The organism is Kitasatospora sp. NPDC094028 (assembly GCF_049543595.1).
In the GTDB taxonomy this organism is placed as follows: Bacteria; Actinomycetota; Actinomycetes; order Streptomycetales; family Streptomycetaceae; genus Kitasatospora.
Window position 1 is genome coordinate 1 of record NZ_JBMVFA010000052.1, and the last position, 22,653, is coordinate 22,653.

Here is a 22,653-nt window from a genome sequence, read left to right on the forward strand (position 1 = left end):
GTGTGTGAAGCGGCAAACTCCACTACGCCCGGAGGTCCCTCCTTGATCAACTACCGAGAGCCAGTGTCACTAACGTGTCGGCCGAGTACACCTAGGCCCTGGTCCGTCAGCCGTACGAGACCGGCGAGTGCATCTCCCAGAGCAGGAGTTCGGCGCCGGTCTCGCCCGCGGTCGGGTCGGCGAAGGCCTCGCCGGTGATCCGGACGCTGTCGCCGGGCTCCATCGAGCGGCCGCCGCCCTTGGGCCCGGGGACGGTCCGGTAGCCGAGCGAGCCGGCCGTCAGGTGCGCGTACCGCCAGGGCGCCGCGGGCAGCTCGGGCAACGGCTGCCAGGGGCCGGCGGTGGCCAGCCAGAGCGCGGCGTCGCCGCGGCGCAGCCGCAGGGCGCCGGTGCCGGCGTCGCGTTCCAGCCCGGAGGCGAGCAGCGTCAACCCGCCGTCCGCCGGTTCCACCTTGCGCAGCCCGTACGCCGGGGCGGCGTCGAACTCGTCCGGCTGGAGCCACATCTGGACGAAGCGCACCGGTCCGGCGGCGCCGCCGACGTTGCGCTCGGTATGGGTGACGCCGGAGCCGGCGCTGAGGTGCTGGACCATCCCGGGGCGGACGACGCCGCTGTGCCCGGACGAGTCCCGGTGGGCCAGCGCGCCCTCCAGCACCCAGGTGAGGATCTCGGTGTCGCGGTGCTTGTGCTCGTCGAACCCGGCGCCGGGGGCGAGGACTTCCTCGTTGCAGGCGAGCAGGGCGCCGAAGTGGGTGTTCTTCGGGTCGTAGTGCCCGGAGAAGGAGAAGGCGTGCCGGGTCTCGACGCCCTCGGCCGGGGTGGAGCGGTAGCGTTCGGCGGTGCGCCGCAGGTCGGCGCGGCCGCGCTCGGGAGCATCGGTCACGTTCCCACCGTAGTGGTTGTGACTCTCACCACCGTCCCGCTGCACCGGGGGTGTGCGCGAGCAGTCACTCACGTGAGGCAGTCTTGTCCTTGTGCCAGCCGCTTCCGCGAACTCCAAGAGCGAACCCAGTCCCGCCGCACCCGAACCGACCGGGAAGAGCCCGGCCGCGAGGACCGGCCGCGACCGCCCCGGGCGCGCGGCGCCCCGCCTGACGGCCCAGGAGCGCAGAAACGCCGCCGAGCGGGCCGAGCGGCGGGCGGCGACGCTCAAGCGGCTGGAGAAGTCCTCGGGCAAGCTGGCCACCGCCGCGATCTCCCGGATGGACGACCAGCTGGGCTGGTACCGCCGGATGCCGCCGGAGCACCGCTCCTGGATCGGCCTGGTCGCCCAGGCCGGCATCGCCGCCTTCACCGAGTGGTACCGCCACCCCGACGCCGCGCAGGCGATCTCCACCGACGTCTTCGGCACCGCCCCGCGCGAGCTGACCAGAGCCATCACGCTGCGCCAGACCGTCGAGCTGATCCGCACCACGATCGAGGTGATGGAGGAGGCCATCGAGGAGGTGGCCGCCCCCGGCGACGAGGCGGACATGCGCGAGTCGGTGCTGGTGTACGCCCGGGAGATCGCCTTCGCGACCGCCCAGGTGTACGCCCAGGCGGCCGAGGCGCGCGGCGCCTGGGACGCCCGGCTGGAGGCCCTGGTGGTCAACTCGCTGCTGTCCGGCGACGCCGACGAGGGCGTGCTCTCGCGCGCCGCGGCGCTCGGCTGGGGCCAGCCCAGTCAGGTCCGGGTGGTGATGGGCAGCGCGCCGGACGGCGACAGCGAACTGGTGGTGGAGGCGATCCGCCGGGCCGCCCGGTACGCCAAGCTGCACGTGCTGACCGGGGTGCTGGGCAAGCGCCTGGTGGTCGTGGTCGGCGGTGAGAAGGAGCCGGTGCACGCGGCCCGGGCGCTGATCGGCCAGTTCGCCCCGGGCCCGGTGGTGGTCGGCCCGACCGTGCCCGACCTGCTCTCGGCGACCCGCTCGGCGCACGCCGCGGCGGCCGGCCTGCGGGCCTGCGCGGCCTGGCCGGACGCGCCCCGCCCGGTGCTGGCGGACGACCTGCTGCCGGAGCGGGCACTGGCCGGGGACCAGGCCGCCCGACGCCAGCTGGTGGAGGAGATCTACACACCGCTGGACGAGGCGGGCTCGGCGCTGCTGGAGACGCTGAGTGTCTACCTGGAGCAGGCGTCCTCCCTGGAGGGCGCGGCCCGGATGCTCTTCGTCCACCCCAACACGGTTCGCTACCGGCTCCGACGCGTGACCGACGTCACGGGATACGCCCCCTCCGACGTACGTTCGGCGTTCACGCTCCGGATCGCGCTGGCCCTCGGCCGGCTCGCGGACGCGGGGGAGCCCGGCTGACTCCGGGTGTAGGGACCATACAATCCCGGATGGTTTTCTTCGTTACCGTCGCCTACCCGCCCCTGGGCGCCTGGCGAGAGAGGGTTGAACCGTGCTCGTAATCGTCGCCCCTGGACAGGGTGCCCAGTCCCCCGGCTTCCTCAGCCCCTGGCTCGAACTCGACGGTGTCGCCGACCGCCTCGGCCGCTGGTCGGAGGTCGCCGGGCTGGACCTGGTCCACGCCGGCACCGAGGCCTCCGCCGAGGAGATCAAGGACACCGCCGTCGCCCAGCCGCTGCTGGTCGCCGCCGGGATGATGGCTGCCCGTGAGCTGTTCCCGGACGAGGCCGTCGCCCGCAAGCTGGTCGGCGCCGTCGCCGGCCACAGCGTCGGCGAGATCACCGCTGCCGCCGGCGCCGGGGTGCTGAGCGCGCACGACGCGCTGACCTTCGTCCGTGAGCGCGGCCGGGCGATGGCCGAGGCCGCCGCCGTCACCGAGACCGGCATGATCGCCGTGCTCGGCGGCGACCCGGAGGTCGTCGCCGCGAAGCTGGCCGAGCACGGCCTGACCGCGGCCAACAACAACGGCGGCGGCCAGATCGTCGCCGCCGGCACCCTGGCCCAGCTGGAGGCCCTGAAGGCCGACCCGCCGGCCGGCGCCAAGATGGTCGCGCTGAAGGTCGCCGGCGCCTTCCACACCGAGCACATGGCCCCGGGCGTGGCCCGGCTGGCCGAGCTGGCCCCGAGCCTGACCGTGGCGGACCCGCAGGTCCGGTACGTGTCCAACCAGGACGGCGGGGTCGTGGACTCCGGCGCCGAGGTGCTGGCGCGCCTGGTGTCGCAGGTCTCCAACCCGGTCCGCTGGGACCTGTGCATGGAGGCCTTCGGCCGGATGGGCGCGACGGCCGTGATCGAGCTCTCCCCGGCGGGTACCCTCACCGCGCTGCTGAAGCGCAACCTCAAGGGCGTGGCGACGCTGGCCCTTAAGACCCCCGCCGACCTGGACAAGGCCCGCGTGCTGATCGAGGAGCACACGGGCGAGCAGCAGGAGGACCAGGCATGAGCAAGCCGCAGATCCGTCCGGCGTCCGGTGCGCAGTACTCGCGCATCCACGGCGTCGGCGGCTACCGCCCGGTCCGGGTGATCCCCAACGCCGAGGTCCTGGAGTGGATCGACTCCTCGGACGAGTGGATCCGTACCCGCAGCGGGATCGAGCAGCGCCGCTGGGCCGGCCCGGAGGAGTCCGTCTCCGAGATGTCGGTGCAGGCCGCCGGCAAGGCGATCGCCCAGGCCGGCATCGCCCCGGAGCAGATCGGCGGCGTGATCGTCGCGACGGTCTCGCACCTCAAGCAGACCCCCGCGATCGCCACCGAGATCGCCGAGCGGCTGGGCTGCGGCACGGCCCCGGCCTTCGACATCTCGGCCGCCTGCGCCGGCTTCGGCTACGGCCTGGGCCTGGCGGACGGCATGATCCGCGGCGGCAACGCCGAGTACGTGCTGGTGATCGGCGTCGAGCGGCTGAGCGACCTGACCGACAAGTCGGACCGCTCGACCGCGTTCATCTTCGGCGACGGCGCCGGCGCCGCGATCGTCGGTCCGTCCGACACCCCTGGCATCGGCAAGCTGATCTGGGGCTCGGACGGCTCGCAGAAGGACGTCATCTCGCAGACCCAGGCCTGGGACACCGCGTTCGCCCAGCCCGGTGCGATCAACGGCGTCGGTGACGAGGTCAAGTGGCCGGCGCTGCGGATGGAGGGCCAGCCGGTCTTCCGCTGGGCGGTCTGGGAGATGGCCAAGGTGGCCCAGCAGGCGCTGGACGCCGCCGGGATCACCGCCGACCAGCTCGGCGCCTTCATCCCGCACCAGGCCAACATGCGGATCACCGACGCCATGATCAAGGCGCTCAAGCTGCCCGCGTCGGTGCCGGTCGCCCGCGACATCGCCGAGACCGGCAACACCTCGGCGGCGTCCATCCCGCTGGCGATGGAGCGGATGCTGGAGAGCGGCGAGGCCCGCAGCGGCGACCTCGCACTGATCATCGGGTTCGGGGCGGGTCTCGTCTACGCGGCGACAGTCGTTACGCTCCCCTAGGCGCGTTTCGCCCCATCCACCCACAAGCCCGCACCCGGCCGCCGGTCGGATGCGTTCAACACCGAAGAGGAGCAGCCAGTATGGCTACCAAGGACGAGGTTCTGGAAGGTCTCGCCGAGATCGTCAACGAGATCGCCGGCATCCCGACCGAGGACGTCCAGCTCGACAAGTCCTTCACCGACGACCTGGACGTCGACTCGCTGTCCATGGTCGAGGTCGTCGTGGCCGCCGAGGAGCGTTTCGACGTCAAGATCCCGGACGACGAGGTCAAGAACCTGAAGACCGTCGGCGACGCGGTGGACTACATCCTCGCCCACGCCTGAGCGATCGACGCGTTCGATCCCTCCGATCCGTCCGGCGACTCACCCGCCTCGGACGGATGACCGGTCGGCCCGACTCACTTCGAGTCAGGTCGGCCCACCGGCCGGGACGCCCCACCGGGCGCCCGGCCGGGCCCATCTTCGGCTCGCCGCCGACCCCGCACGCAACGTGAGAGAAGAAGAAACCAGTGACCGCTGAAAACCGCACCGTGGTCGTCACGGGTATCGGCGCCTTCACGCCGCTGGGCGGCGACGCCGCCACCACCTGGAAGGGCCTGATCGAGGGCAAGTCCGGAGTGGCGGCCCTGACCGAGGAGTGGGCCGCCGACCTGCCCGTCCGGATCGCCGCGCGCACCGCCGTCGAGCCGGGCGACATCCTGCCCCGCCCGCTGGCCCGCAAGCTGGACCGCTCCGCGCAGTTCGCGCTGATCGCCGCCCGCGAGGCCTGGGCCGACGCCGGCTACGACACCCCGGCCACCGACGAGGCCTCCAAGCTGGCCCCGGAGCGCCTGGGCGCGGTCATCGCCTCCGGCATCGGCGGCGTGACCACCCTGCTCGACCAGTACGACGTGCTGCGCGAGAAGGGTGCCCGCAAGGTCTCCCCGCACACCGTGCCGATGCTGATGCCCAACTCCCCGGCGGCCAACGTCGGCCTGGAGGTCGGCGCCCGCGCCGGCGTGCACACCCCCGTCTCCGCCTGCGCCTCCGGCGCCGAGGCGATCGGCTACGCGATCGAGATGATCCGCAGCGGCCGCGCCGACGTCGTGGTGGCCGGCGGCACCGAGGCGGCGGTCCACCCGCTGCCGATCGCCGCGTTCGCCAACATGATGGCGATGTCCAAGAACAACGACGAGCCCGAGCGCGCCTCCCGCCCGTACGACAAGGCCCGGGACGGCTTCGTGCTGGGCGAGGGCGCCGGCGTCGTGGTGCTGGAGTCGGCCGAGCACGCCGAGGCGCGCGGCGCGCGGATCTACTGCGAGGCCGTGGGCCAGGGCCTGTCCTCGGACGCCCACCACATCGCCCAGCCCGAGCCGACCGGTGCGGGCGTGGCCCGCGCGCTGGCCGACCTGTTCGACCGCAACGACCTGGACAAGGCCGAGATCGTGCACGTCAACGCGCACGCCACCTCGACCCCGCAGGGCGACACCGCCGAGCTGAAGGCGCTGCGCAAGGAGCTGGGCGACGACCTCGACCACATCGCCGTCTCGGCCACCAAGTCGATGACCGGCCACCTGCTGGGCGGCGCCGGCGGCATCGAGACCGTCGCCACCGTGCTTGCGCTGTACCACCGCCTGGCCCCGCCGACCATCAACGTCGACGAGCTGGACGACGACGTGGAGGCGGACATCGTGCGCGGCGAGGCCCGCAAGCTGCCCGAGGGCCGGATCGCGGCGCTGAACAACTCGTTCGGCTTCGGCGGCCACAACGTGGTGCTGGCGTTCCGCAGCCGCTGACGCACCTGGAACCGCACACGGCGAAGGGGCCGGCCGCTCGTCACGAGCGGCCGGCCCCTTCGGCCGTTCCCGGGGCCCCGGGGGGGTGTCTCTAGACCACCTGGTGCAGCCAGCGCACCGGCGCGCCCTCGCCCGCGTACCGGAACGGCTCCAGCTCGTCGTCCCAGGGCTTGCCGAGCAGCCGGGCGATCTCGGCCTCCAGGTCGGCGCCCTCGCTGCGGGCGCGCAGCAGCACCGCGCGCAACCGGTCCTCGGGGATGAGGATGTCGCCGTGGATGCCCGTGACGGCGTGGAAGATGCCGAGGGTGGGCGTGCTGCTGTAGCGCTCGCCCTCCGCCGTGGCGCAGGGCTCGCTGGTGACCTCGTACCGCATCAGCTGCCAGCCGCGCAGTGCGGAGGCGAGCTTCGAGGCCGTGCCGGGCTCCCCGTGCCAGGAGAGTTCGGCGCGCCAGTGCCCGGGCGAGGCCGGCTGGCGGATCCAGTCCAGGCTCACCCGAACACCGAGCACCCCCGCGACGGCCCACTCGACGTGCGGGCACAGCGCGCGGGGCGCGGAGTGGATGTAGAGAACTCCACGTGTCGTCACCGGGACCTCCAGGCTGTGGACGAGGGTCGCCTTCCCCAGCTGCCTCGTGCCTGCAGTCGATCCACGTTAGCTGACATTAAGCCACTAAATTGAGCAAAACGGACAGGCTTTCGCTCAATGCTAGTCGAATCCCCGACGGGGTCCACCCTTCGGTCGGATCTCTCCCCCGAACGGCCCCATCGCTGGGCGAAACCCACCGTACCGCGCCTGTGCACAGGTCGGCTGACGCGCTTTCGAATCCGGCCGGAATACGGTAGTGAGGACCGACTCCCCGCGCCGTGCACGCGAACCGCCCCGCGCGCCCCGGTCCGGGCGGCGGGGCGGTCAGCCTCCTGACGCGGGGTCAGCCCTCCAGGCGGACGACCATCTTGCCGGTGTTGACGCCGCGCAGCAGGTCGAGGAAGGCCTCGGCGGTGTTCTCGAAGCCGTCCACCACGGTCTCCTCGTACCGGAGTTCGCCGGAGCGCAGCCAGCCGGCCAGGTCGGCGGTGAACTGCGGGCGCAGGTCGGCGTGGTCGCCGACCAGCATGCCCTCCAGCCGCAGCCGCTTGCCGATGGCGAGCGCGAGATTGCGCGGGGCGGCGGGCGCGGAGGTGTCGTTGTACTGGGCGATCGCGCCGCAGAGCACCGCCCGGCCGTGCACCGTCAGCGCGCCGATCGCGGCCTCCAGGTGATCGCCGCCGACGTTGTCGAAGTAGAGGTCGATGCCGTCCGGGGCGGCCTGCGCGAGCTGCTCGGCGACCGGACCCTTCTTGTAGTCGAAGGCGGCGTCGAAGCCGTACTCGTCGACCAGCCTGGCGACCTTCTCCGCCGAGCCGGCCGAGCCGACCACCAGCGAGGCGCCCTTGAGCTTGGCGATCTGGCCGACCAGCGAGCCGACCGCGCCGGCCGCGCCGGAGACGAAGACCCGGTCGCCCTCCTTGAGGCCGCCGACCGCGAGCAGGCCGGCGTAGGCGGTCAGGCCGGGCATGCCGAGCACGCCGAGGTAGGCGGAGAGCGGCGCGGCCTGCGGGTCGACCTTGACGGCGTGCCGGGCGTCCAGCGTCGCGTACTCGCGCCAGCCGAGCCCGTGCAGCACCGCGTCGCCCGGGGCGAAGGCCTCGTCGCCGGAGGCGACCACGTAGCCGACCGCGCCGCCGTCCATCGCCTGGCCGAGCCGGAACGGCGGGACGTACGACTTCACGTCGTTCATCCGGCCGCGCATGTAGGGGTCGACGGACAGGAAGGCGTTGCGGACCAGGATCTCGCCCGGGCCCGGGGTCCGGACCGGGGCCTCGACCAGGGCGAAGTCGGCCGGTACCGGCCAGCCCTGCGGGCGGGCGGCGAGGTGCCATTCACGAGCGGCGGCGGGGACGGTCTGCTCTGCCATGACGGGTGCTCCTTGAGGGATTCGGCGAGGGGTTCTGCACATGAAAGGTTGACCAACTGAAGTAACCATGGGCATGAAAGGTTCATGATGTCAACTTTTCAGGTAGACTCGAGGCATGGACACCCAGTCGACCCAGGCCGCCGCCGCGGAACCCGACGAGATCACCCGCGAGGTCGTCGACCTGATGGCCAACCTGGTCGCGCTCTTCCACCGCGAGTACGAGGAGGCCGCCGCCGCCCGCTCGCTCACCGGCGCCCAGGCCAAGGTGCTCGCGCTGCTGCGGCGCGGCCCGATGCCGATGCGCCAGATCGCCCAGACGCTCAGCTGTGAGCCGTCCAACATCACCGGCATCGTCGACCGGCTCGAAACCCGCGGCTTCGTCACCCGCGCCGCCGACCGGCAGGACCGCCGGGTCAAGCTGGTCGCCGCCACCGACACCGGCGCCGCCGCCTCCGAGGAGCTGCGCGCGTCGCTGAACTTCGCCCGCGAGCCGCTGGCCGCCCTCGGCCACGACGAGCGGGCCGTCCTGCGCGACCTGCTCCAGCGGATGCTCGCGGGCGCCGCCGGCCCCGGAGCGTGACCAGGATCACAACCGCCGGAGTCGAATCGGGCCCCGGTCAGCGGTAACCGAACCGCCTGCCGGAACGTCTAAAGTTCGAACGTCTGTCGAACGAAGAAGCTGAAGGCGGGGGGCTCACAGGATGAGCAGCAGCACGCGCAGGCGCCGCTACCTGCGGACCGCCATCGGCCTGGCAGCAGTGCTCGTGCTGTCCGTCGTCGGCGCCGGCGCCTGGTTCTACCACCGGCTGGACAGCAACATCACCACCTTCGACGCGGGCGGCGTGGCCACCGAGCGCCCGCCCGCGCCCGTCCCCGCCTCGCCCGGCGCCCAGGTGCCGGTGAACGTCCTGCTGCTCGGCTCGGACACCCGGGACGACGGCAACGGCTCGCTCGCCGGCGGCGACGCGGGCGTCGGCAACTCGGACACCGCGATCCTGGTGCACATCTACGCCGACCACAAGCACGCGGTCGGCGTCTCGATCCCCCGCGACACCCTGGTCACCATCCCGTCCTGCAAGCTGGCGAACGGCACCTGGAGCAAGCCCAGGACCGACCAGATGTTCAACTCCGCGTTCGGCATCGGCGAGTCCCCCAAGGGCAACCCGGCCTGCACCCAGAACACCGTGGAGTCGATCACCGGGCTGCGGATCGACCACACCATCGTGGTCGACTTCAAGGGCGCCGCCGCGATGACCGACGCCATCGGCGGCGTGGACGCCTGCGTGCCCAACGACGTCGACCAGTACGGCATCCACCTCAAGAAGGGCCTGCAGAAGCTCTCCGGGCAGTCCGCGGTCGACTACCTGCGCACACGCCACGGCATCGGCGACAACTCCGACATCGGCCGGATGAAGCGCCAGCAGGCCTTCCTCTCCTCGATGATCAAGAAGGTGCAGGACCAGGGCTTCTCGCTGCCCACCCTGCTGCCGCTGGCCGACGCGGCCACCAAGTCGCTCACCGTCGACGAGGGGCTGGGCACCGCGATGAAGCTGGTGGACTTCGCCCGCTCGATCTCCGACATCAAGCTCTCCGACGTCACCTTCGTCACCGCGCCCTGGCGCTTCGCCGGGGACCGGGTGCGGCTCGTCCAGCCGGACGCCGACACCCTGTGGAAGCTGCTGCGCGAGGACCGCACCCTGGACGGGCACAGCACCTCCGGCACCGGCCAGGTCACCGCCACCCCGAGCCCGAGCGCCACCGCCCCGACCGGGCCGCTCACCGCCGAACAGGCCGGCGCGCCGATCACCGTGGTCAACGGCGTCGGCACCTCCGGACTGGCCGGCTCCGGCGCCGACGCGCTCAGGGCCCGCGGCTTCCAGAACATCACCCTCGGCGCGAACACCCCCGGCCGGCAGCACACCGAGATCGCGTACGACCCCGCGCTGAAGGCCACCGCCGACCAGGTCGCCGCCCTGTTCCCCGGCGCCCGGACCGTCGAGGCGCCGGGCTCGGAGTCGATCACCGTCACCCTCGGCCCGGACTACACACCGGCCCCCGGGACCAAGCTCGACTCGGTCACCGCGCCGAGCACCGGCCCGAGCACCGGCCCGAGCGCGGGTCCGAGCGCGGGTCCGAGCGCGACGCCCGGCGGGGTGCCGACCGGGATAGCGGAGAACACCCGCGGCGCCGACACCGACCCGTGCGCCAACCTGACCTTCGGCTGACCGGCGGCGGGCGGCCGGCGGGAGTCGGGCCTACTCCGGGTCCGGCAGGCCGGTGACCACGGCGGTCAGCCGGGTCCCGCGGGGGAACGCGCCGGCGGCGGCCAGGTCGGCCAGGGCCGCCAGCAGCTTGGCCACGTAGCGCCGTTCCACCGGCACGCCGTGCCGCTGCTCGAACCCGGCGGCGAAGGCGGCGAGTTCGGCGGGCACCCGGCCGTAGCCGCCGCCGTGGTGCGCGTGGTCGATCCGCCAGCCGGCGAACTCCCGGCCGTAGGCCGCCCGGTGCAGCCGGGTGACCTCCGCCTCCAGGTAGCCCTCGCCGCCGCGCAGCACGGCCACCCCGAGCGCCCGCGCGCCGGGCGGCAGGCCCGCCGCGATGCCGGCCAGGGTGCCGCCGGTGCCGACCGGGCAGCACACCACGTCGCGCTCGCCCAGGTCGGGCAGTTCGGCCGGGATCGCGGCGGCGCCGGTCACCGCGAGGGCGTTGGAGCCGCCCTCGGGGAGCACCAGGCAGGGCTCCCAGCGGCGCCACGGCGCACCCGCCCCCGGGCCCGGGCCCGGGCCCATGTCCGGGCCGGCGAGGGCCCCGGAGCCATCGGCCCGGCCGGTGGCCTCCCGGTACGCGGCCCGGGTCAGGAACTCCAGCCGCATCCCGGCCCGCTCGGCCGCCCGCAGGGACCAGTTGCGCGGCCGGCCGGCCAGCTCCTCGCCGCGCACCAGCCCGACGCTCTCCAGCCCGAGCGCCGCCGCCGCGGCCGCGACGGCCCGCAGGTGGGTGGAGTAGGCCCCGCCGAAGGTGAGCAGCCGGGTGTGGCCCTGCTCGACCGCGGCGGCCAGGTTGGGCGCGAGCTTGCGCCACTTGTTGCCCGGGACGGACGGGTGGAGCAGGTCGTCGCGCTTGAGCCGCAGCTCCACCCCCGCACGGGCGAACACCTCGTCGGTGCAGTCCACCAGCGGAGTCGGCAGCAGGGCGGGTTCGAGCATCCCGCCAGGCTAGGGCGTGCGGGGCCGCCCCCGCCGAGCGGGGGGGCACCGAGGGGCCGGGAGGCGCGCCCTAGCGTGGGCCGGTCGGGGTGAGGAGGCCGAGGTTGTAGCCGGCGGCGACGGCGGAGGCGCGGTCCTTGACGTCGAGCTTGCTGTAGACGTGGATCAGGTGGGTCTTCACGGTGGCCTCGCTGATGAACAGGCGGGCCGCGGCCTCCCGGTTGGTCGCGCCGGAGGCGACCAGCCGCAGCACCTCCAGCTCGCGCGGGCTGAGGGCCTCCCGGGCCGGTTCGGGGGCGGGCCCGCGGACCTGGCCGAGGAGTTTGGCGGCGACGGTGGGGGCGATCACCGAGGCGCCCCGGGCGGCCTCCCGGACGGCGTGGAACAGCTCGTCCCGGGCCGCGTCCTTGAGCAGGTAGCCGGTGGCCCCGGCCCGGACGGCGGGCAGCACGTCGGCGTCGGTGTCGTAGGTGGTGAGCACCAGGACCCGTGCGGGCAGGCCGCGTTCGGCCATCTCGCGGATCGTGGTGACGCCGTCCATCCGGGGCATCCGCAGGTCCATCAGCACGACGTCGGGCCGCAGTGCGGCGATCATCGGCAGGGCCTCGGCGCCGTCGCCGGCCTCGCCGACCACCTCGAAGCCGGGGGCGGCGGTGAACATGCCGCGCAGCCCGTCCCGGACCACGGGGTGGTCGTCCACCAGCACCAGTCTGATCGTCGTCCCGTCCACGCCTCTACTCCTCCATGCTGATCGCCGGCAGGGTCGCGGACACCGTGGTGCCGGTGCCCGGTTCGGTCTCCAGGTCGAGCCGCCCGCCCAGCCGTTCGGCGCGGCGGCGCATGACGCCGAGCCCGTAGCCGCCGCCGGTGGCCCGGGAGGCGGGTTCGGTGTCCGGGTCGAAGCCGATGCCGTCGTCCCGGACGTCCAGGGTGACCAGGCCGGGCATGTACGACAGGGTCAGCCCGACGCGGGAGGCCTGCGCGTACTTGGCGGCGTTGGCCAGCGACTCCTGGGCGATCCGCAGCAGCGTCACCTCGACCTCGGGGTGCAGCGGCCGGGCCTCGCCGGTGACGGTCAGCCCGGCGGCGGTGTCGTTGTGCCGCCGCCACTGCTCGGCGAGTTCGGCCAGCGCCTCGGGCAGGGCGGCCCGCTCCAGTTCGATCGGGCGCAGCGCGTGGACGGCCCGGCGGGCCTGGGTGAGGCTGTCCCGGGCGAGCGCGGCGGCGTTGTCCAGGTGGCGCTGCCACTGCTCGGCCGGGGCGTCCTGCTCGCGGGCGCCCTCGGCGGCCTGCAGCTGGGTGACGATCCCGGCGAGGCCCTGGGCGACGGTGTCGTGCAGTTCGCGGGCCAGCCGGCGGCGCTCGTCGGCGGCCCCGGCTTCGCGGGCCTGGACCAGCAGTTGGGCGTGCAGCCCGGCGTTCTCGGCCAGCATCTCGGTCAACCGACGGTTGGCTTCGGCGAGTTCGGCATTGGAGGCCTTGCGGCGGGAGCTCAGCCGTTCGGTGATCTCACTCAGGGTCACGAGCACCGCGACGATCACCAGGTTGAAGGCGAGGACGGCCAGGAAGCCGCCGACCTGGGCGGCGGTCTGCGGCACCACCCCGCCGCTCTGGGCGAGCGAGCTGGGCACGGTGGTGACGGCCACCCCGACCGCGCGGGCCCTGCCGCGCAGGTAGCGGACGGCCTGCAGGCAGCCGGTGAAGGCGAAGAAGCCGAAGGCCGGGTGGTCCAGGACCAGGACGGTGATCAGCAGCAGCAGGACGGTGAAGTGGGCCTCGGCGTACCGGGCGCGGCCGTCCGGGCCGGGCTGCCGGTCCAGCACCGAGCGCAGTGCCAGCCACAGGAACGCGGCGGCCGCCGCCGGGAGGACGGCGGCGGCGGAGCGCGAGGTCGGGGTGGGCGCGGAGAGGGCCAGGGCGAGGGCGAACAGCAGGGAGCCGTAGCAGACCGGGCCGATCGTGCGCTGCAGCCGGTTCTGCCAGGCTTCGAGGTCGACCTCGTCGGCGGCCTGCTCCTTGATCATTCCCACCGGAACAGCTTGGCAGCCGCACCGCCCGCGAGCAGCGCGTAGGCGGCGAGTGTGAGCAGGCCCACGGCGTGCGGGAAGTGGCCGTTCCAGGAGTCCTGGAGGGTCTGGACGGCGGCGCCGCTCGGGGTGAAGTCGCCGATCCGGTCGAGGAGACCGGGCATGAACTCGCGGGGCAGCCAGATCCCCGAGAAGAACATCATCGGGAAGAAGGCGAGGGCGCCGACCGCGTTGCCGGCCTTGGCGGAGGGGACGACCGAGGCGAGCAGCAGGCCGATCGAGAGCAGCGCGGCGGCGGCGAGCAGGAAGGCCAGCAGGAAGCCCAGCGGCTGCTTCGGCAGCGCGACCCCGAGCACCGGCCCGGCGGCCACCACCAGCAACACCGAGACGGTCGCGACGGCCAGGTAGAGCGGCAGCAGCGCGCCGAACAGCAGCGCCGGGCGGACGGGGCTGGCCGACATCCGGCGCAGCACGCCGCGCTCGCGGTAGGCGGCGAGCAGCGAGGGCAGCGCGTTGAGGCCGAGCAGCAGCAGGGTGAAGACGGCGAGGATCGGCGCGTACAGCTGGATGGTGCTCATGCCGTGCATGTCCGGGGAGGTCCTGCGCAGTGCCGGGACGGAGCCGAGCACGAGCAGCAGGACGACGGGGAAGCCGAGGCCGAAGAAGGCGGTCAGCGGGTCGCGGAGGAACAGGCGGCCCTCGGTGACGGCCAGCCGGCGGACGGCGGTGACGCTGGTGTTCACGGTGCTGTTCACGGTGGTGGACCTTTCCGGGATCGGGTGCGGCGGGATCAGGCGGCGTCGTGGCGGGTGAGGGCGAGGTAGGCGTCGTCCAGGCTGTGCTCGCGGATCCGCAGGCCAGTGACGACGATGCCCTCGCGGGCGAGCAGGCCGGTGACCTCGTCGGCGAAGCCCCCGGTGCCGGTGACCTCGATCCGGCCGTCCCGCTCCTCGACCCCGGTGACCCCGCGCAGCGCGGCCAGCCGGCCGAGGTCCAGCGGGGTGGTGGGGCGGAAGCCGAGCGTGCCGCCGGTGCCGGAGCGGGCGATCAGCTCGGCGGGGGTGCCGGTGGCCACGATCCGGCCGCCGTCGAGCACGGCGGCCCGGTCGCAGAGCGCCTCGACCTCGTCCATGAAGTGCGAGACCAGCACCACCGTCACGCCCTCGTCGCGGATCCGGCGGACCAGCTCCCAGGTGTCGCGCCGGCCCTGCGGGTCGAGCGCGGTGGTCAGCTCGTCCAGGAACGCCACCTCGGGGTTGCCGATCAGGGCGAGCGCGATGAACAGCCGCTGCTTCTGCCCGCCGGAGAGCTTGTCGAACGGCGTGCGGACCTGGTCGGCGAGGCCCCATTCGTCCAGCAGCTCCCGCGGGTCGCGGGGGGCGGGGTAGAAGGCGGCGTACAGCTCCAGCGCCTCGCCGACCCGCAACGATCCCTGCAGTTGCGCCTGCTGGAGCTGGATGCCGACCCGGGGGCGCAGCGCGGTGCGGTCGCGCAGCGGGTCCAGGCCGAGGACGCGGACGGTTCCGGCGTCGGGCCGGCGCAGTCCCTCGCAGCACTCCACCGCGGTGGTCTTGCCGGCGCCGTTCGGGCCGAGCAGGCCGAACACCTCGCCGCGCTGCACGCTGAAGGAGACGTCCTCCAGCACCTGGCGCCGCCCGTAGGCCTTGCGCAGTCCCGCCACCTCGATCACGGCCATCGCGCCGCTCCCTCCCGTTCGCTCCGGGTGCTTCCCCCGGCCTGCGACGAGCTTCCCGCGCGGGGGGCCCGCGGCGGATCGACCGGCTGGTCACAACGGCCGGCGGCGGCGGTTGACCGGCGATCAACCGATCGGTTGACGGGGGCCCGGGCGGCGGGGCGACGGACGGCGCGGAGCCCGGCCGCCGTGTGTCGGCGACCGGGCTCCGCTTCCCCCGTACGGGCCGTCTCCCCCGCGGACGGCCCGTCAGCCCGCGACCACCGCGCCCTCCAGCGCCTGGCCGACCGCGCGGCCGACCAGTGCCGTGCCGAGCGCCCGCGGGACGGGCCCGGCCGCCGGGGTCAGCTTCCCGATCCGGTCGCGGTACTCGCCGCGCGCCCGGCGGTCGAGCACCGGGCTCAGCCGTCCGGCGGCGGCCAGGGCCACCAGCGCGGCGTCGGCCGGGTCGACCCGGCTGAGCGGGCTCCTGAGCGCCGCGGTGACGGCGGCGGCCAGCGCCTCGCGCACCCGCGGGTCGCCCGGGACGATCCCGGTGACCGGGAACACCCCGGCCACCCGGCGCCGGTGCAGTTCGATCCAGCCGGCCTCCGCCAGGCCGTCCCGCACCCGGTGGGCGGGCTGGTCGCGTCCGGTGGTGCGGGCGGCGCCGACCCACCAGGCCCAGCTGTGCGGCCGCTTCTCCTGGATCCGGCCCAACAGCCGTGCGCTGTACGGGTCGAGGCCGGCCGAGGCGGCGGATCCGCGGACCCGGGCGACGGCCGTGCGGCCCTCCTCGCGGATCAGCCCCCGGCGCAGCAGTTCGGTCAGTGCCGCCGCCTGCAGCAGCAGGTTGAGGCGCTGCGGCCTGGTCATCCGCGCGCGGTGCGGGTCGTAGGCCAGCAGGTACAGCTTCTCGGGCAGATTGGCGGGCAGGTCCATCTCTCGGTTCCTCCGAGTTCTCCGAAAGTCGTGGAGCGGTCCGGTCAGCTCGCGTCGGAGCCGTCGCCGTCCGGGTCCTCCTTGGGCGGGCGGCCGCGCCGTGGGAGCCGGGCCGCGCCGCTGGGCATCCGGCCGGCCTCGTTGAGGGCCCTCCGGAGCAGGAACTCGATCTGGGCGTTGGTGCTGCGGAGTTCGTCCGCGGCCCAGCGAGCCAGTGCGTCGTGAACTGAAGGGTCCAGTCGCAGCAGGAGCTTCTTCCGTTCCGTCGCCAACGCCGCGCCTAACTAGTAGAGGGAGCCCGTGTTCACGACGGGCTGGGTGCCGCGGTCGCCGCAGAGCACCACCAGGAGGTTGCTCACCATCGCGGCCTTGCGTTCCTCGTCCAACTCCACCACATCGCGGTCGGCGAGCCGGTCGAGCGCCTCCTCGACCATGCCGACCGCGCCCTCGACGATCAGGCGGCGGGCGGCCACCACGGCCCCGGCCTGCTGGCGCTGGAGCATCACCTGGGCGACCTCCGGCGCGTACGCGAGCCTGGTGATCCGGGACTCGATGACCCGCACCCCGGCCGAGGCGACCCGGGCGGCGATCTCGGCGGACAGCTGGCGGGCGACCTCGTCCGCGCCGTCGCGCAGCGACAGCCGGTCCTCGCCGTGGGAGTCGTACGGGTAGCTGCTGGCGACGTGGCGCACGGCGGTCTCGGTCTGGATGGCGACGAAGTCGGTGTAGTCGTCCACCTCGAACACCGCCATCGCGGTGTCCTCGACCTGCCAGACGACCACGGCGGCCATCTCGATCGGGCTGCCGTCCGCGTCGTTGACCTTGGCGGTCTCGGTCTCGTGGTTGCGGATCCGGGTGGAGATCCGGCGGCGGCTGGTGAACGGGTTGACCCAGGTCATGCCGGCCGTGCGGATGGTCCCGCGGTAGCGGCCGAGCAGCTGGACCACCCGGGCCTCGCCGGGCGAGACCACCGTGAGCCCGCACATGAGAACCAGCGAGGTGATCACGACCAGCGGCCCGGCGATCGTCAGCGCGATCCCCAACCCCTTGCCCCCGGAGCCCAGTTGGATGGCTCCGGCGATGACCGACCCGGCCCCGGCCAGCAGCCCGAGCAGTCCGCCCAGGAGCACCGGCAGGCCCGAGCGGGCGGCGATGGCGTGTTCGGTGATCTTCGGGGCCGGCAGGTCCAGGACGGGACTGCCTTCGTCGTCGACGAGAGTGCGCGGTGTGGTCATCGGACCGACTCCTCTGCGAGTGCTTCCGCTTAGCTGTCAAAGTGATATCACTTTTTTGCCGCACGGCACCAGGGGCAGAACAACCGGAGGACGGCCGGAGCGAGGCCCCCGACGCGGTCCGCGCACGGACGGTGCCGCAGACTGGGCCCGGCGAGGAAGATCCGCACTCGCCACGCACACCTCACAACTGATCGACATCTTTCTGGGGGGAACCATGTCGACCGCCATACTCGCCGTGCCCGAAAACCTGTCGGGCGAGCCGGACCGGGGCGCCCGAAGCAGGGGGCGGCGCCCACGGCCACGACCACGGCCGCACCGCCCGGACGCGCCACGGCTCCGGCTCCTCGCGGCCCTGGTGACCGTCCCGCCGCTCGCCCACCTGATCTCGGCCGACCTGCTCGCCTTCGCCCTGGCCTGGTACACCGCCGCCACCCTGATCCGCTCCCGGACCACCGCCCTCGACCGGCTGGTGATCTCCGGCGGCGTGCTGATCGGCTGGACCTGCGCCCTCGGCCTGCTCGCCAGCTACTGGCCCTGGGGCCTGCACCCGGTGGCACTCGCCGAGGCCACCGCCGTCCCGCTGATCGCCGCCCTGCTGCTCCAGGGCCCCCGACCGGCCCGCCGACCGGTGCCGCTCCGGGCGCGGCTGCGCCGGCTCGTCCCCGTCCGGGACCGCGCGCTGCTGCTGCCGGTCGCCGGAGCCGTCGCGTTCCTGCTCTACCCGATCGCCCGCCGCGGCGCCGCCGAACGGCTGGCCCTCGTCGTCCACTCCGAGGACCTCGGCCGACACGCCGCCCTCTACGACACGATCCTGCGCCTGGGCGGCCTCACCTCACTGCACCAGAGCGAGGCCGCCGCCACCATCAGCCCGGGCCTCGGCACCTACCCGCAGGGCAGCCACCTGACCCTGGCCACACTCAGCAGCTTCCTGAACGGCGGCGCCACCCAGGGCTCGGCGCTCTCCCGACTCTCGCTCTTCGTCGCCCTGTTCGGACTGGTCAGCGCCGGGCTGGCGACCGCCGTGCTGTGGGCCGTGCAGCGGGCCGCCGGCCCCGCACTGCGCGGCTGGCGCGGCCTGGCCCTCGCCCTCCCCACCGCCGCCTACCTGGTGGTCGCCGAACTGCCGCAGCTCCACAGCCTCGGATTCCTGAGCGAGATCTTCGCGCTCGGGCTGCTCGCCCTGCTGGTCGGCCTGGCGATCCGGCCGCTCGGCCGCATCAGCGAACAGGCCGTCGCCCTCGGCGCGTTGACCGTCGGCGTCTCCTTCGGCCACTACCTGCTGCTGCCCGCCGCCGGCGCCGTGGTGCTCGCCTGGGCCGCCACGCACCGGCGGGACTGCCTGCGGCACTGGCCGGCCCTGCTGCTCACCGCCGCGGCGGCCGGCCCGCTCGCGCTGTTCCCGCCGTACATCAACACCAAGAACGCCGGTTCGGCGGACGTCCTGACCATCCCCGGCGGCATCTACCCGGTCGGCCGGCACCTGCTGATCCCCGTCGTGGTGGCCGCCTTCGCGGCCCTGCTGACGCGCGGCTCGCTCGCCAACCGGCCGCGCCGGATCGCCCTGCTCTCGCTCGCCTCGGTCTCGGCACTCTGCTTCGGCGTGATGCAGTACCAGCTCACCACGGTCGGCACCACCTCGTACTTCTACGAGAAGATGCTCCACCAGCTGCTGGTGGTCGGGGTGATCTGCGGCGCCGCCGCCCTGCTGCCCGCACTCGGCCGCCGCACCCTCGCCGGGCCCGGCGGCACACCGTCCACCGGCGCCCGGCTGCGCAAGGGCCTGGCCGTGGCCGCGGTCACCGGCTGTCTGGCCTTCACCGTCGTCAGCAACGCCCAGCCGGACGGCGCCGTCGAGGTCGGCTGGCAGGGCAGCGCCGGGCGCGCCCTGCTGCGCGGCGCCGACGCCGCCCCCGGGGTCTCCGAACGGATCCTCGCCATCCGGAACCAGCAGCCGCAGGACGGCCGGGTGGCGGTCTCGCTCGCCGGCACCCGGGTCTGGGGCGACGCCTGGCAGGACTGGGCCTCCGTCGAGGACAACCTCTGGCTCAGCGTCCTCGACCGCGACCAGGGCGCCGCCGCGCGGCTGTGGGCCTGGGGGATCACCCGCCACAACGCCCAGGACGTGGTGAACCTGGCCGACACCTCCCCGACGCCGCTGCGGTTCTACATCGACGACACCTCACCGCTGCTCACCGACCTGCGCAGGCTCGCGGCCGACCACCGGCACCCGGCCCTGGCCGTCTCCGTGCTCCGCTACGACGACGACGGCGTCACCGTCCACCCGCTCGACCTCGGCTGAACTGCCCGGACCCGAACGCCGCGGGGCCGCCACCGACGAACGGCGACGGCCCCACGGCATCCGGGCCGGCTCGCGCCGCCGGCCCGTCAGGAAGGACGGGCGGCTGCCCGCACCCGGGTGAATTCCGGCGCGCCACACGGGAGGCGGGAAGGGCCGCGCCCTAGACTCTGCGTCGTCGCGGGCGGCCGGGCTCCGGCTCACGGGCCCGCCCGCGGACATGTCGAGAAGGTGGGGCGGGTGGGACTCGAACCCACGACCAAGGGATTATGAGTCCCCTGCTCTAACCGGCTGAGCTACCGCCCCGGTTCGCCGCGCGGGCCCGGTCGTGGGCCACGGCAACAGCAGACGGCCCCTGAAGGCCGTCCCGGGCAGCATAGCCGGTCGATCAGTGGTGGTGCGCGCCGGGGGCGCACCTGGGTGCCCCGGGCCGTGCGCCGCTTCCGGCGGGCGGCCCTGACTGGCGCCGACCGGGGCGGACGGGGCAGCCTGGACGGATGACGATGCGTGGGACGGCAGCGGCGGCCGGGGCCCTGGTACTGCTGCTCGCCGCGGCCGGCTGCACCACCGCCGCGCGGCCGGGCGGCGGCACACCGACCGTCACCTCGGCACCGGCGACGGCCTCGGGCTCCGGCCCGGGGAACGACCACGGGTGGAACCGGCAGCGGCTCAAGGGCGCGACCGGCAAGCACACCGGCGTCACCCGCACCGCCAAGGCGAACGTGCCCAACGGGCTGGTCGGCGCGGTGTTCACGCGCAACGCGGACGGCGACCACTTCTGCACCGCCAGCGTGGTCGACAGCGCCGGGCTCAACCTGATCGTCACCGCCGCGCACTGCGTCTGGGACCCGAAACTCGGCATGCGCAGCGACCTGGTGTTCGTCCCCGGGTACCGCCAGGGCGACACCCCCAGCGGCGTCTGGCCGCTGCTGTCGGTCACCGTCGACGACGCCTGGAAGTCGGACGCGGACCCGGACATGGACGTCGCGTTCGCCGTCGTCCAGGCCCAGAACGGGCAGCAGGTGCAGCAGGTGCTCGGCGCCAACCGACTCGGCGTCAACCGCGGCTACCAGGTCACCGTGCGGATCACCGGCTACCCCGGCAGCAGCGACGTCCCGATCACCTGCTCCAACACCACCAGCGAGCAGAGCCCCACCCAGCTGCGGATCGACTGCCCCGACTACACCGGCGGCACCAGCGGCAGCCCCTGGGTCACCGACTTCGACCCGGCCACCCGCACCGGCACCGTGGTCGGGGTGATCGGCGGCTACCAGGAGGGCGGCGACAACCCGGACACCTCCTACAGCAGCTACTTCGGCGACCGCGTCCAGGCCCTCTACGACCGGGCCACCGGGTGAGGAACCCGGGGGCCGGTGGCGTCGGCGGGCGCGGACTGGTAGATCTTCCTCACGAACGGCGGAACGCACGGACCGGTGCCCGCCCCGAGGAATCGAGACGGAACCCCGATGGCCCCCCGCCCGGCACGGCCCGCCCGCACGGCCGGCACGGCCGCGCTCGCGGCCCTGCTGCTCGCCGCCGGCGCCGCCTGCGGCGGGGAGGACGACCGGGCGGCCCCCACCGCCGAGGTGGCCCAGCAGACCCCGGCCCGGGACCGGATCGGCACTCTCTCGGTCCGCTCCGCGCAGGGCCCGCGGGCCTGCACCGCGAGCGTCGTCCACAGCCCCGGGCGCAACCTGCTGGTCACCGCCGCGCACTGCGTGCAGAGCCACCGGGTCGGCCTGCTGGACGGCCTGGTGTTCACCCCCGGCTACCGCAACGGCTACTCTCCGTACGGGAGTTGGCCGGTCACGACGATCACCGTGGACCCGCACTGGACGGACGAGGGGGACCCGGAGTACGACGTGGCCTTCGTCACCGTGCGCCCGCTCGGCGGCCGGCAGATCGAGGACGCGGTGGGCGGCAACCCGATCGGCACCTCGCAGGGCTTCGGACTGGCGGTCTCGGTGACCGGCTACCCGAACGAGAGCGACGAACCGATCACCTGCGCGGTCCGGACCAGCTCGCAGAGCCCCACCCAGGAGCGCTTCGACTGCGGCGGCTACACCGACGGGACCAGCGGCAGCCCGTGGGTGACGGCCAACGGCACGGTGGTGGGCGTGATCGGCGGCTACCAGGAGGGCGGGGACTCCCCGGGCACCTCGTACAGCGTGACCTTCGACCAGCGGGTGGCCGAGCTCTACCGGCAGGCCACCGCCTGAACGGCCGGGAACGTGACGAGCGCAACACGCCCGCTCGCGGCGGCACGGGGCGCGGCAAACACGAAGGCCCCCCGGTCGTCCGAGGGGCCTTCGCTCTGAGCAGTCACCGGGCGAGCCGGCGCAGCTCCCGCAATTGGACTCGAACCAATAACCTGCCGATTAACAGTCGGCTGCTCTGCCAATTGAGCTATGCGGGATCGCGGTACCGAACTTCCGTACCACGGAAGGGAAACGGGCCCTGAACGGGCTCCTTCCCAGCTCCCCCAATTGGACTCGAACCAATAACCTGCCGATTAACAGTCGGCTGCTCTGCCAATTGAGCTATGGGGGATCGGCTTCCGCTCCGGCCCCCGGTTTCCCGGGCTCCTCGGCGCTCGCTGCGGGACATACATTAGCGCACTCGGGGGGGTGGTCCGCCAATCGCTTTCCCCGGCCGGCCCGCCCGCGGCCCGGCGTGCCCGCGCGCGAGGGGTCGCGACCCCGGGGATCCTGGGGTCGCGGACGGTTCGCCGTCCCGACCAACGGGTAGGGCAAGGCGGCGGCAGGGCCGCCAGGAGAGGGAGGGTTGCGACCATGTGGAAGCTGTCGCTGGCCGTGGGATTCGCGGCCGGCTACGTCCTGGGCTCGCGGGCCGGACGCGAGCGCTACGAGAAGATCGCCGAGGTCACCCGGCGGATCGCCGAGAACCCCTCGGTGCAGGGAGCGGCCGACCGGGCCCGGCACCAGGCCGGCGCGGTGGCCGGGAAGGCGGCCGGCGCGGTCGCGGACCGGGTCGGGGAGCGGCTGCCGAACGCCGTCACCGACCGGGTGCCGTACTTCCACCGCGACCGGGACGAGGAGGACGGCTGGGGCACCGTCCGGCCGTGACCGCCGGGCTACCGCCCGACCGTGACGGCCCGGTGGCCCCACGGCCAAGAACGCCCCAACGGGCCGTCCCGAACAGGCAACAGCCCCCCGGCCCGGACGCGT

General features: G+C 73.8%; 22 protein-coding genes and 3 tRNA genes. 11 read left to right on the forward strand and 14 right to left on the reverse strand.

Features of this window, described 5'->3' with window-relative positions:
* Positions 1-106: 106 nt before the first annotated feature.
* Complete coding sequence (locus ACPC54_RS39580) at positions 107-883, reverse strand: pirin family protein (protein WP_498972158.1); 777 nt, start codon at positions 881-883, stop codon at positions 107-109.
* 208 nt (positions 884-1,091) lie between these two features.
* On the opposite strand from ACPC54_RS39580, the gene ACPC54_RS39585 reads away from it, so the two are divergent.
* The 5 genes from ACPC54_RS39585 to fabF all read left to right on the forward strand — a co-directional run bounded on the left by ACPC54_RS39585 (position 1,092) and on the right by fabF (position 6,132).
* Entirely contained in the window at positions 1,092-2,288 is a 1,197-nt protein-coding gene (locus tag ACPC54_RS39585; RefSeq protein WP_045693832.1) for a PucR family transcriptional regulator, read from the forward strand.
* A 91-nt stretch (positions 2,289-2,379) separates the two neighbouring features.
* Positions 2,380-3,330: an ACP S-malonyltransferase gene (locus tag ACPC54_RS39590; RefSeq protein WP_498972160.1), complete on the forward strand. Its 951-nt coding sequence runs from the start codon at positions 2,380-2,382 to the stop codon at positions 3,328-3,330.
* The gene (locus tag ACPC54_RS39595) at positions 3,327-4,358 is read left to right on the forward strand and encodes a beta-ketoacyl-ACP synthase III (RefSeq protein ID WP_498972162.1); all 1,032 of its coding nucleotides are present in this window, start codon (positions 3,327-3,329) and stop codon (positions 4,356-4,358) included. The genes ACPC54_RS39590 and ACPC54_RS39595 overlap by 4 nt, the downstream gene beginning before the upstream one ends.
* Before the next feature lie 80 nt (positions 4,359-4,438).
* The gene (locus tag ACPC54_RS39600) at positions 4,439-4,681 is read left to right on the forward strand and encodes an acyl carrier protein (protein ID WP_045693745.1); all 243 of its coding nucleotides are present in this window, start codon (positions 4,439-4,441) and stop codon (positions 4,679-4,681) included.
* Between the two features lie 185 nt (positions 4,682-4,866).
* Positions 4,867-6,132 (forward strand): beta-ketoacyl-ACP synthase II, encoded by a 1,266-nt coding sequence (gene fabF / locus ACPC54_RS39605; RefSeq protein WP_498972164.1) that lies wholly within the window; start codon positions 4,867-4,869, stop codon positions 6,130-6,132.
* Between the two features lie 91 nt (positions 6,133-6,223).
* Here the strand turns inward: fabF and ACPC54_RS39610 are convergent, their stop codons facing one another.
* Complete coding sequence (locus tag ACPC54_RS39610) at positions 6,224-6,718, reverse strand: DUF3145 domain-containing protein (RefSeq protein ID WP_498972167.1); 495 nt, start codon at positions 6,716-6,718, stop codon at positions 6,224-6,226.
* Between the two features lie 343 nt (positions 6,719-7,061).
* Positions 7,062-8,087, reverse strand: coding sequence for an NADP-dependent oxidoreductase (locus ACPC54_RS39615; RefSeq protein ID WP_498972169.1), 1,026 nt, complete (start codon positions 8,085-8,087; stop codon positions 7,062-7,064).
* Positions 8,088-8,202: 115 nt separating this feature from the next.
* On the opposite strand from ACPC54_RS39615, the gene ACPC54_RS39620 reads away from it, so the two are divergent.
* The gene (locus ACPC54_RS39620; RefSeq protein ID WP_498972171.1) at positions 8,203-8,667 is read left to right on the forward strand and encodes a MarR family winged helix-turn-helix transcriptional regulator; all 465 of its coding nucleotides are present in this window, start codon (positions 8,203-8,205) and stop codon (positions 8,665-8,667) included.
* Between the two features lie 121 nt (positions 8,668-8,788).
* Positions 8,789-10,312 carry an LCP family protein gene (locus ACPC54_RS39625; protein ID WP_498972173.1) on the forward strand — a complete coding sequence of 508 codons (1,524 nt, stop codon included), beginning with the start codon at positions 8,789-8,791 and terminating at the stop codon, positions 10,310-10,312.
* A 30-nt stretch (positions 10,313-10,342) separates the two neighbouring features.
* On the opposite strand, the gene ACPC54_RS39630 is transcribed toward ACPC54_RS39625, so the two are convergent.
* The 8 genes from ACPC54_RS39630 to ACPC54_RS39665 all read right to left on the reverse strand — a co-directional run bounded on the left by ACPC54_RS39630 (position 10,343) and on the right by ACPC54_RS39665 (position 17,169).
* The gene (locus tag ACPC54_RS39630; protein ID WP_498972175.1) at positions 10,343-11,293 is read right to left on the reverse strand and encodes a 1-aminocyclopropane-1-carboxylate deaminase/D-cysteine desulfhydrase; all 951 of its coding nucleotides are present in this window, start codon (positions 11,291-11,293) and stop codon (positions 10,343-10,345) included.
* Positions 11,294-11,363: 70 nt separating this feature from the next.
* Complete coding sequence (locus ACPC54_RS39635) at positions 11,364-12,023, reverse strand: response regulator (protein ID WP_498972177.1); 660 nt, start codon at positions 12,021-12,023, stop codon at positions 11,364-11,366.
* A gap of 4 nt (positions 12,024-12,027) precedes the next feature.
* Positions 12,028-13,317 carry a sensor histidine kinase gene (locus ACPC54_RS39640; RefSeq protein WP_498972225.1) on the reverse strand — a complete coding sequence of 430 codons (1,290 nt, stop codon included), beginning with the start codon at positions 13,315-13,317 and terminating at the stop codon, positions 12,028-12,030.
* The gene (locus ACPC54_RS39645; protein WP_498972179.1) at positions 13,314-14,075 is read right to left on the reverse strand and encodes an ABC transporter permease; all 762 of its coding nucleotides are present in this window, start codon (positions 14,073-14,075) and stop codon (positions 13,314-13,316) included. The genes ACPC54_RS39640 and ACPC54_RS39645 overlap by 4 nt, the downstream gene beginning before the upstream one ends.
* Before the next feature lie 35 nt (positions 14,076-14,110).
* Positions 14,111-15,016, reverse strand: a complete 906-nt coding sequence (locus ACPC54_RS39650; RefSeq protein ID WP_498972181.1) for an ABC transporter ATP-binding protein — start codon at positions 15,014-15,016, stop codon at positions 14,111-14,113.
* A 246-nt stretch (positions 15,017-15,262) separates the two neighbouring features.
* A complete protein-coding gene (locus ACPC54_RS39655; RefSeq protein ID WP_498972183.1) occupies positions 15,263-15,934 on the reverse strand; it encodes a GPP34 family phosphoprotein in 672 nt (223 codons plus the stop codon).
* 44 nt (positions 15,935-15,978) lie between these two features.
* Entirely contained in the window at positions 15,979-16,206 is a 228-nt protein-coding gene (locus tag ACPC54_RS39660; RefSeq protein ID WP_498972185.1) for a type II toxin-antitoxin system antitoxin, read from the reverse strand.
* Between the two features lie 12 nt (positions 16,207-16,218).
* A complete protein-coding gene (locus ACPC54_RS39665) occupies positions 16,219-17,169 on the reverse strand; it encodes an SPFH domain-containing protein (protein WP_498972187.1) in 951 nt (316 codons plus the stop codon).
* A 355-nt stretch (positions 17,170-17,524) separates the two neighbouring features.
* On the opposite strand from ACPC54_RS39665, the gene ACPC54_RS39670 reads away from it, so the two are divergent.
* Positions 17,525-19,468 carry a hypothetical protein gene (locus tag ACPC54_RS39670; protein WP_498972189.1) on the forward strand — a complete coding sequence of 648 codons (1,944 nt, stop codon included), beginning with the start codon at positions 17,525-17,527 and terminating at the stop codon, positions 19,466-19,468.
* 229 nt (positions 19,469-19,697) lie between these two features.
* Here ACPC54_RS39670 and ACPC54_RS39675 read toward each other — a convergent pair.
* Positions 19,698-19,771: transfer RNA gene (locus ACPC54_RS39675), tRNA-Ile, on the reverse strand.
* Between the two features lie 191 nt (positions 19,772-19,962).
* Here ACPC54_RS39675 and ACPC54_RS39680 point away from each other — a divergent pair.
* Both ACPC54_RS39680 and ACPC54_RS39685 read left to right on the forward strand, forming a co-directional pair.
* Entirely contained in the window at positions 19,963-20,823 is an 861-nt protein-coding gene (locus ACPC54_RS39680) for a trypsin-like serine peptidase (RefSeq protein WP_498972191.1), read from the forward strand.
* Positions 20,824-20,931: 108 nt separating this feature from the next.
* Positions 20,932-21,684 (forward strand): trypsin-like serine peptidase, encoded by a 753-nt coding sequence (locus ACPC54_RS39685; RefSeq protein ID WP_498972193.1) that lies wholly within the window; start codon positions 20,932-20,934, stop codon positions 21,682-21,684.
* Positions 21,685-21,808: 124 nt separating this feature from the next.
* Here the strand turns inward: ACPC54_RS39685 and ACPC54_RS39690 are convergent.
* Together ACPC54_RS39690 and ACPC54_RS39695 are read right to left on the reverse strand one after the other, a co-directional pair.
* A tRNA-Asn gene (locus tag ACPC54_RS39690) sits at positions 21,809-21,881 on the reverse strand.
* A 61-nt stretch (positions 21,882-21,942) separates the two neighbouring features.
* A tRNA-Asn gene (locus ACPC54_RS39695) sits at positions 21,943-22,015 on the reverse strand.
* Between the two features lie 242 nt (positions 22,016-22,257).
* Here ACPC54_RS39695 and ACPC54_RS39700 point away from each other — a divergent pair.
* Positions 22,258-22,551 (forward strand): hypothetical protein, encoded by a 294-nt coding sequence (locus tag ACPC54_RS39700; RefSeq protein WP_498972195.1) that lies wholly within the window; start codon positions 22,258-22,260, stop codon positions 22,549-22,551.
* The last annotated feature ends 102 nt before the right edge of the window (positions 22,552-22,653 follow it).

Bases quoted from the DNA above. Each gene is read 5' to 3' on its own strand.
- ACPC54_RS39595 (WP_498972162.1), top strand. From the start codon at position 3,327: ATGAGCAAGCCGCAGATCCGTCCGGCGTCCGGTGCGCAGTACTCGCGC.
- ACPC54_RS39600 (WP_045693745.1), top strand. From the start codon at position 4,439: ATGGCTACCAAGGACGAGGTTCTGGAAGGTCTCGCCGAGATCGTCAAC.
- ACPC54_RS39615 (WP_498972169.1), bottom strand. From the start codon at position 8,087: ATGGCAGAGCAGACCGTCCCCGCCGCCGCTCGTGAATGGCACCTCGCC.
- ACPC54_RS39620 (WP_498972171.1), top strand. From the start codon at position 8,203: ATGGACACCCAGTCGACCCAGGCCGCCGCCGCGGAACCCGACGAGATC.
- ACPC54_RS39625 (WP_498972173.1), top strand. From the start codon at position 8,789: ATGAGCAGCAGCACGCGCAGGCGCCGCTACCTGCGGACCGCCATCGGC.
- ACPC54_RS39630 (WP_498972175.1), bottom strand. From the start codon at position 11,293: ATGCTCGAACCCGCCCTGCTGCCGACTCCGCTGGTGGACTGCACCGAC.
- ACPC54_RS39640 (WP_498972225.1), bottom strand. From the start codon at position 13,317: ATGATCAAGGAGCAGGCCGCCGACGAGGTCGACCTCGAAGCCTGGCAG.
- ACPC54_RS39650 (WP_498972181.1), bottom strand. From the start codon at position 15,016: ATGGCCGTGATCGAGGTGGCGGGACTGCGCAAGGCCTACGGGCGGCGC.
- ACPC54_RS39655 (WP_498972183.1), bottom strand. From the start codon at position 15,934: ATGGACCTGCCCGCCAATCTGCCCGAGAAGCTGTACCTGCTGGCCTAC.
- ACPC54_RS39665 (WP_498972187.1), bottom strand. From the start codon at position 17,169: ATGACCACACCGCGCACTCTCGTCGACGACGAAGGCAGTCCCGTCCTG.
- ACPC54_RS39680 (WP_498972191.1), top strand. From the start codon at position 19,963: ATGACGATGCGTGGGACGGCAGCGGCGGCCGGGGCCCTGGTACTGCTG.
- ACPC54_RS39685 (WP_498972193.1), top strand. From the start codon at position 20,932: ATGGCCCCCCGCCCGGCACGGCCCGCCCGCACGGCCGGCACGGCCGCG.
- ACPC54_RS39700 (WP_498972195.1), top strand. From the start codon at position 22,258: ATGTGGAAGCTGTCGCTGGCCGTGGGATTCGCGGCCGGCTACGTCCTG.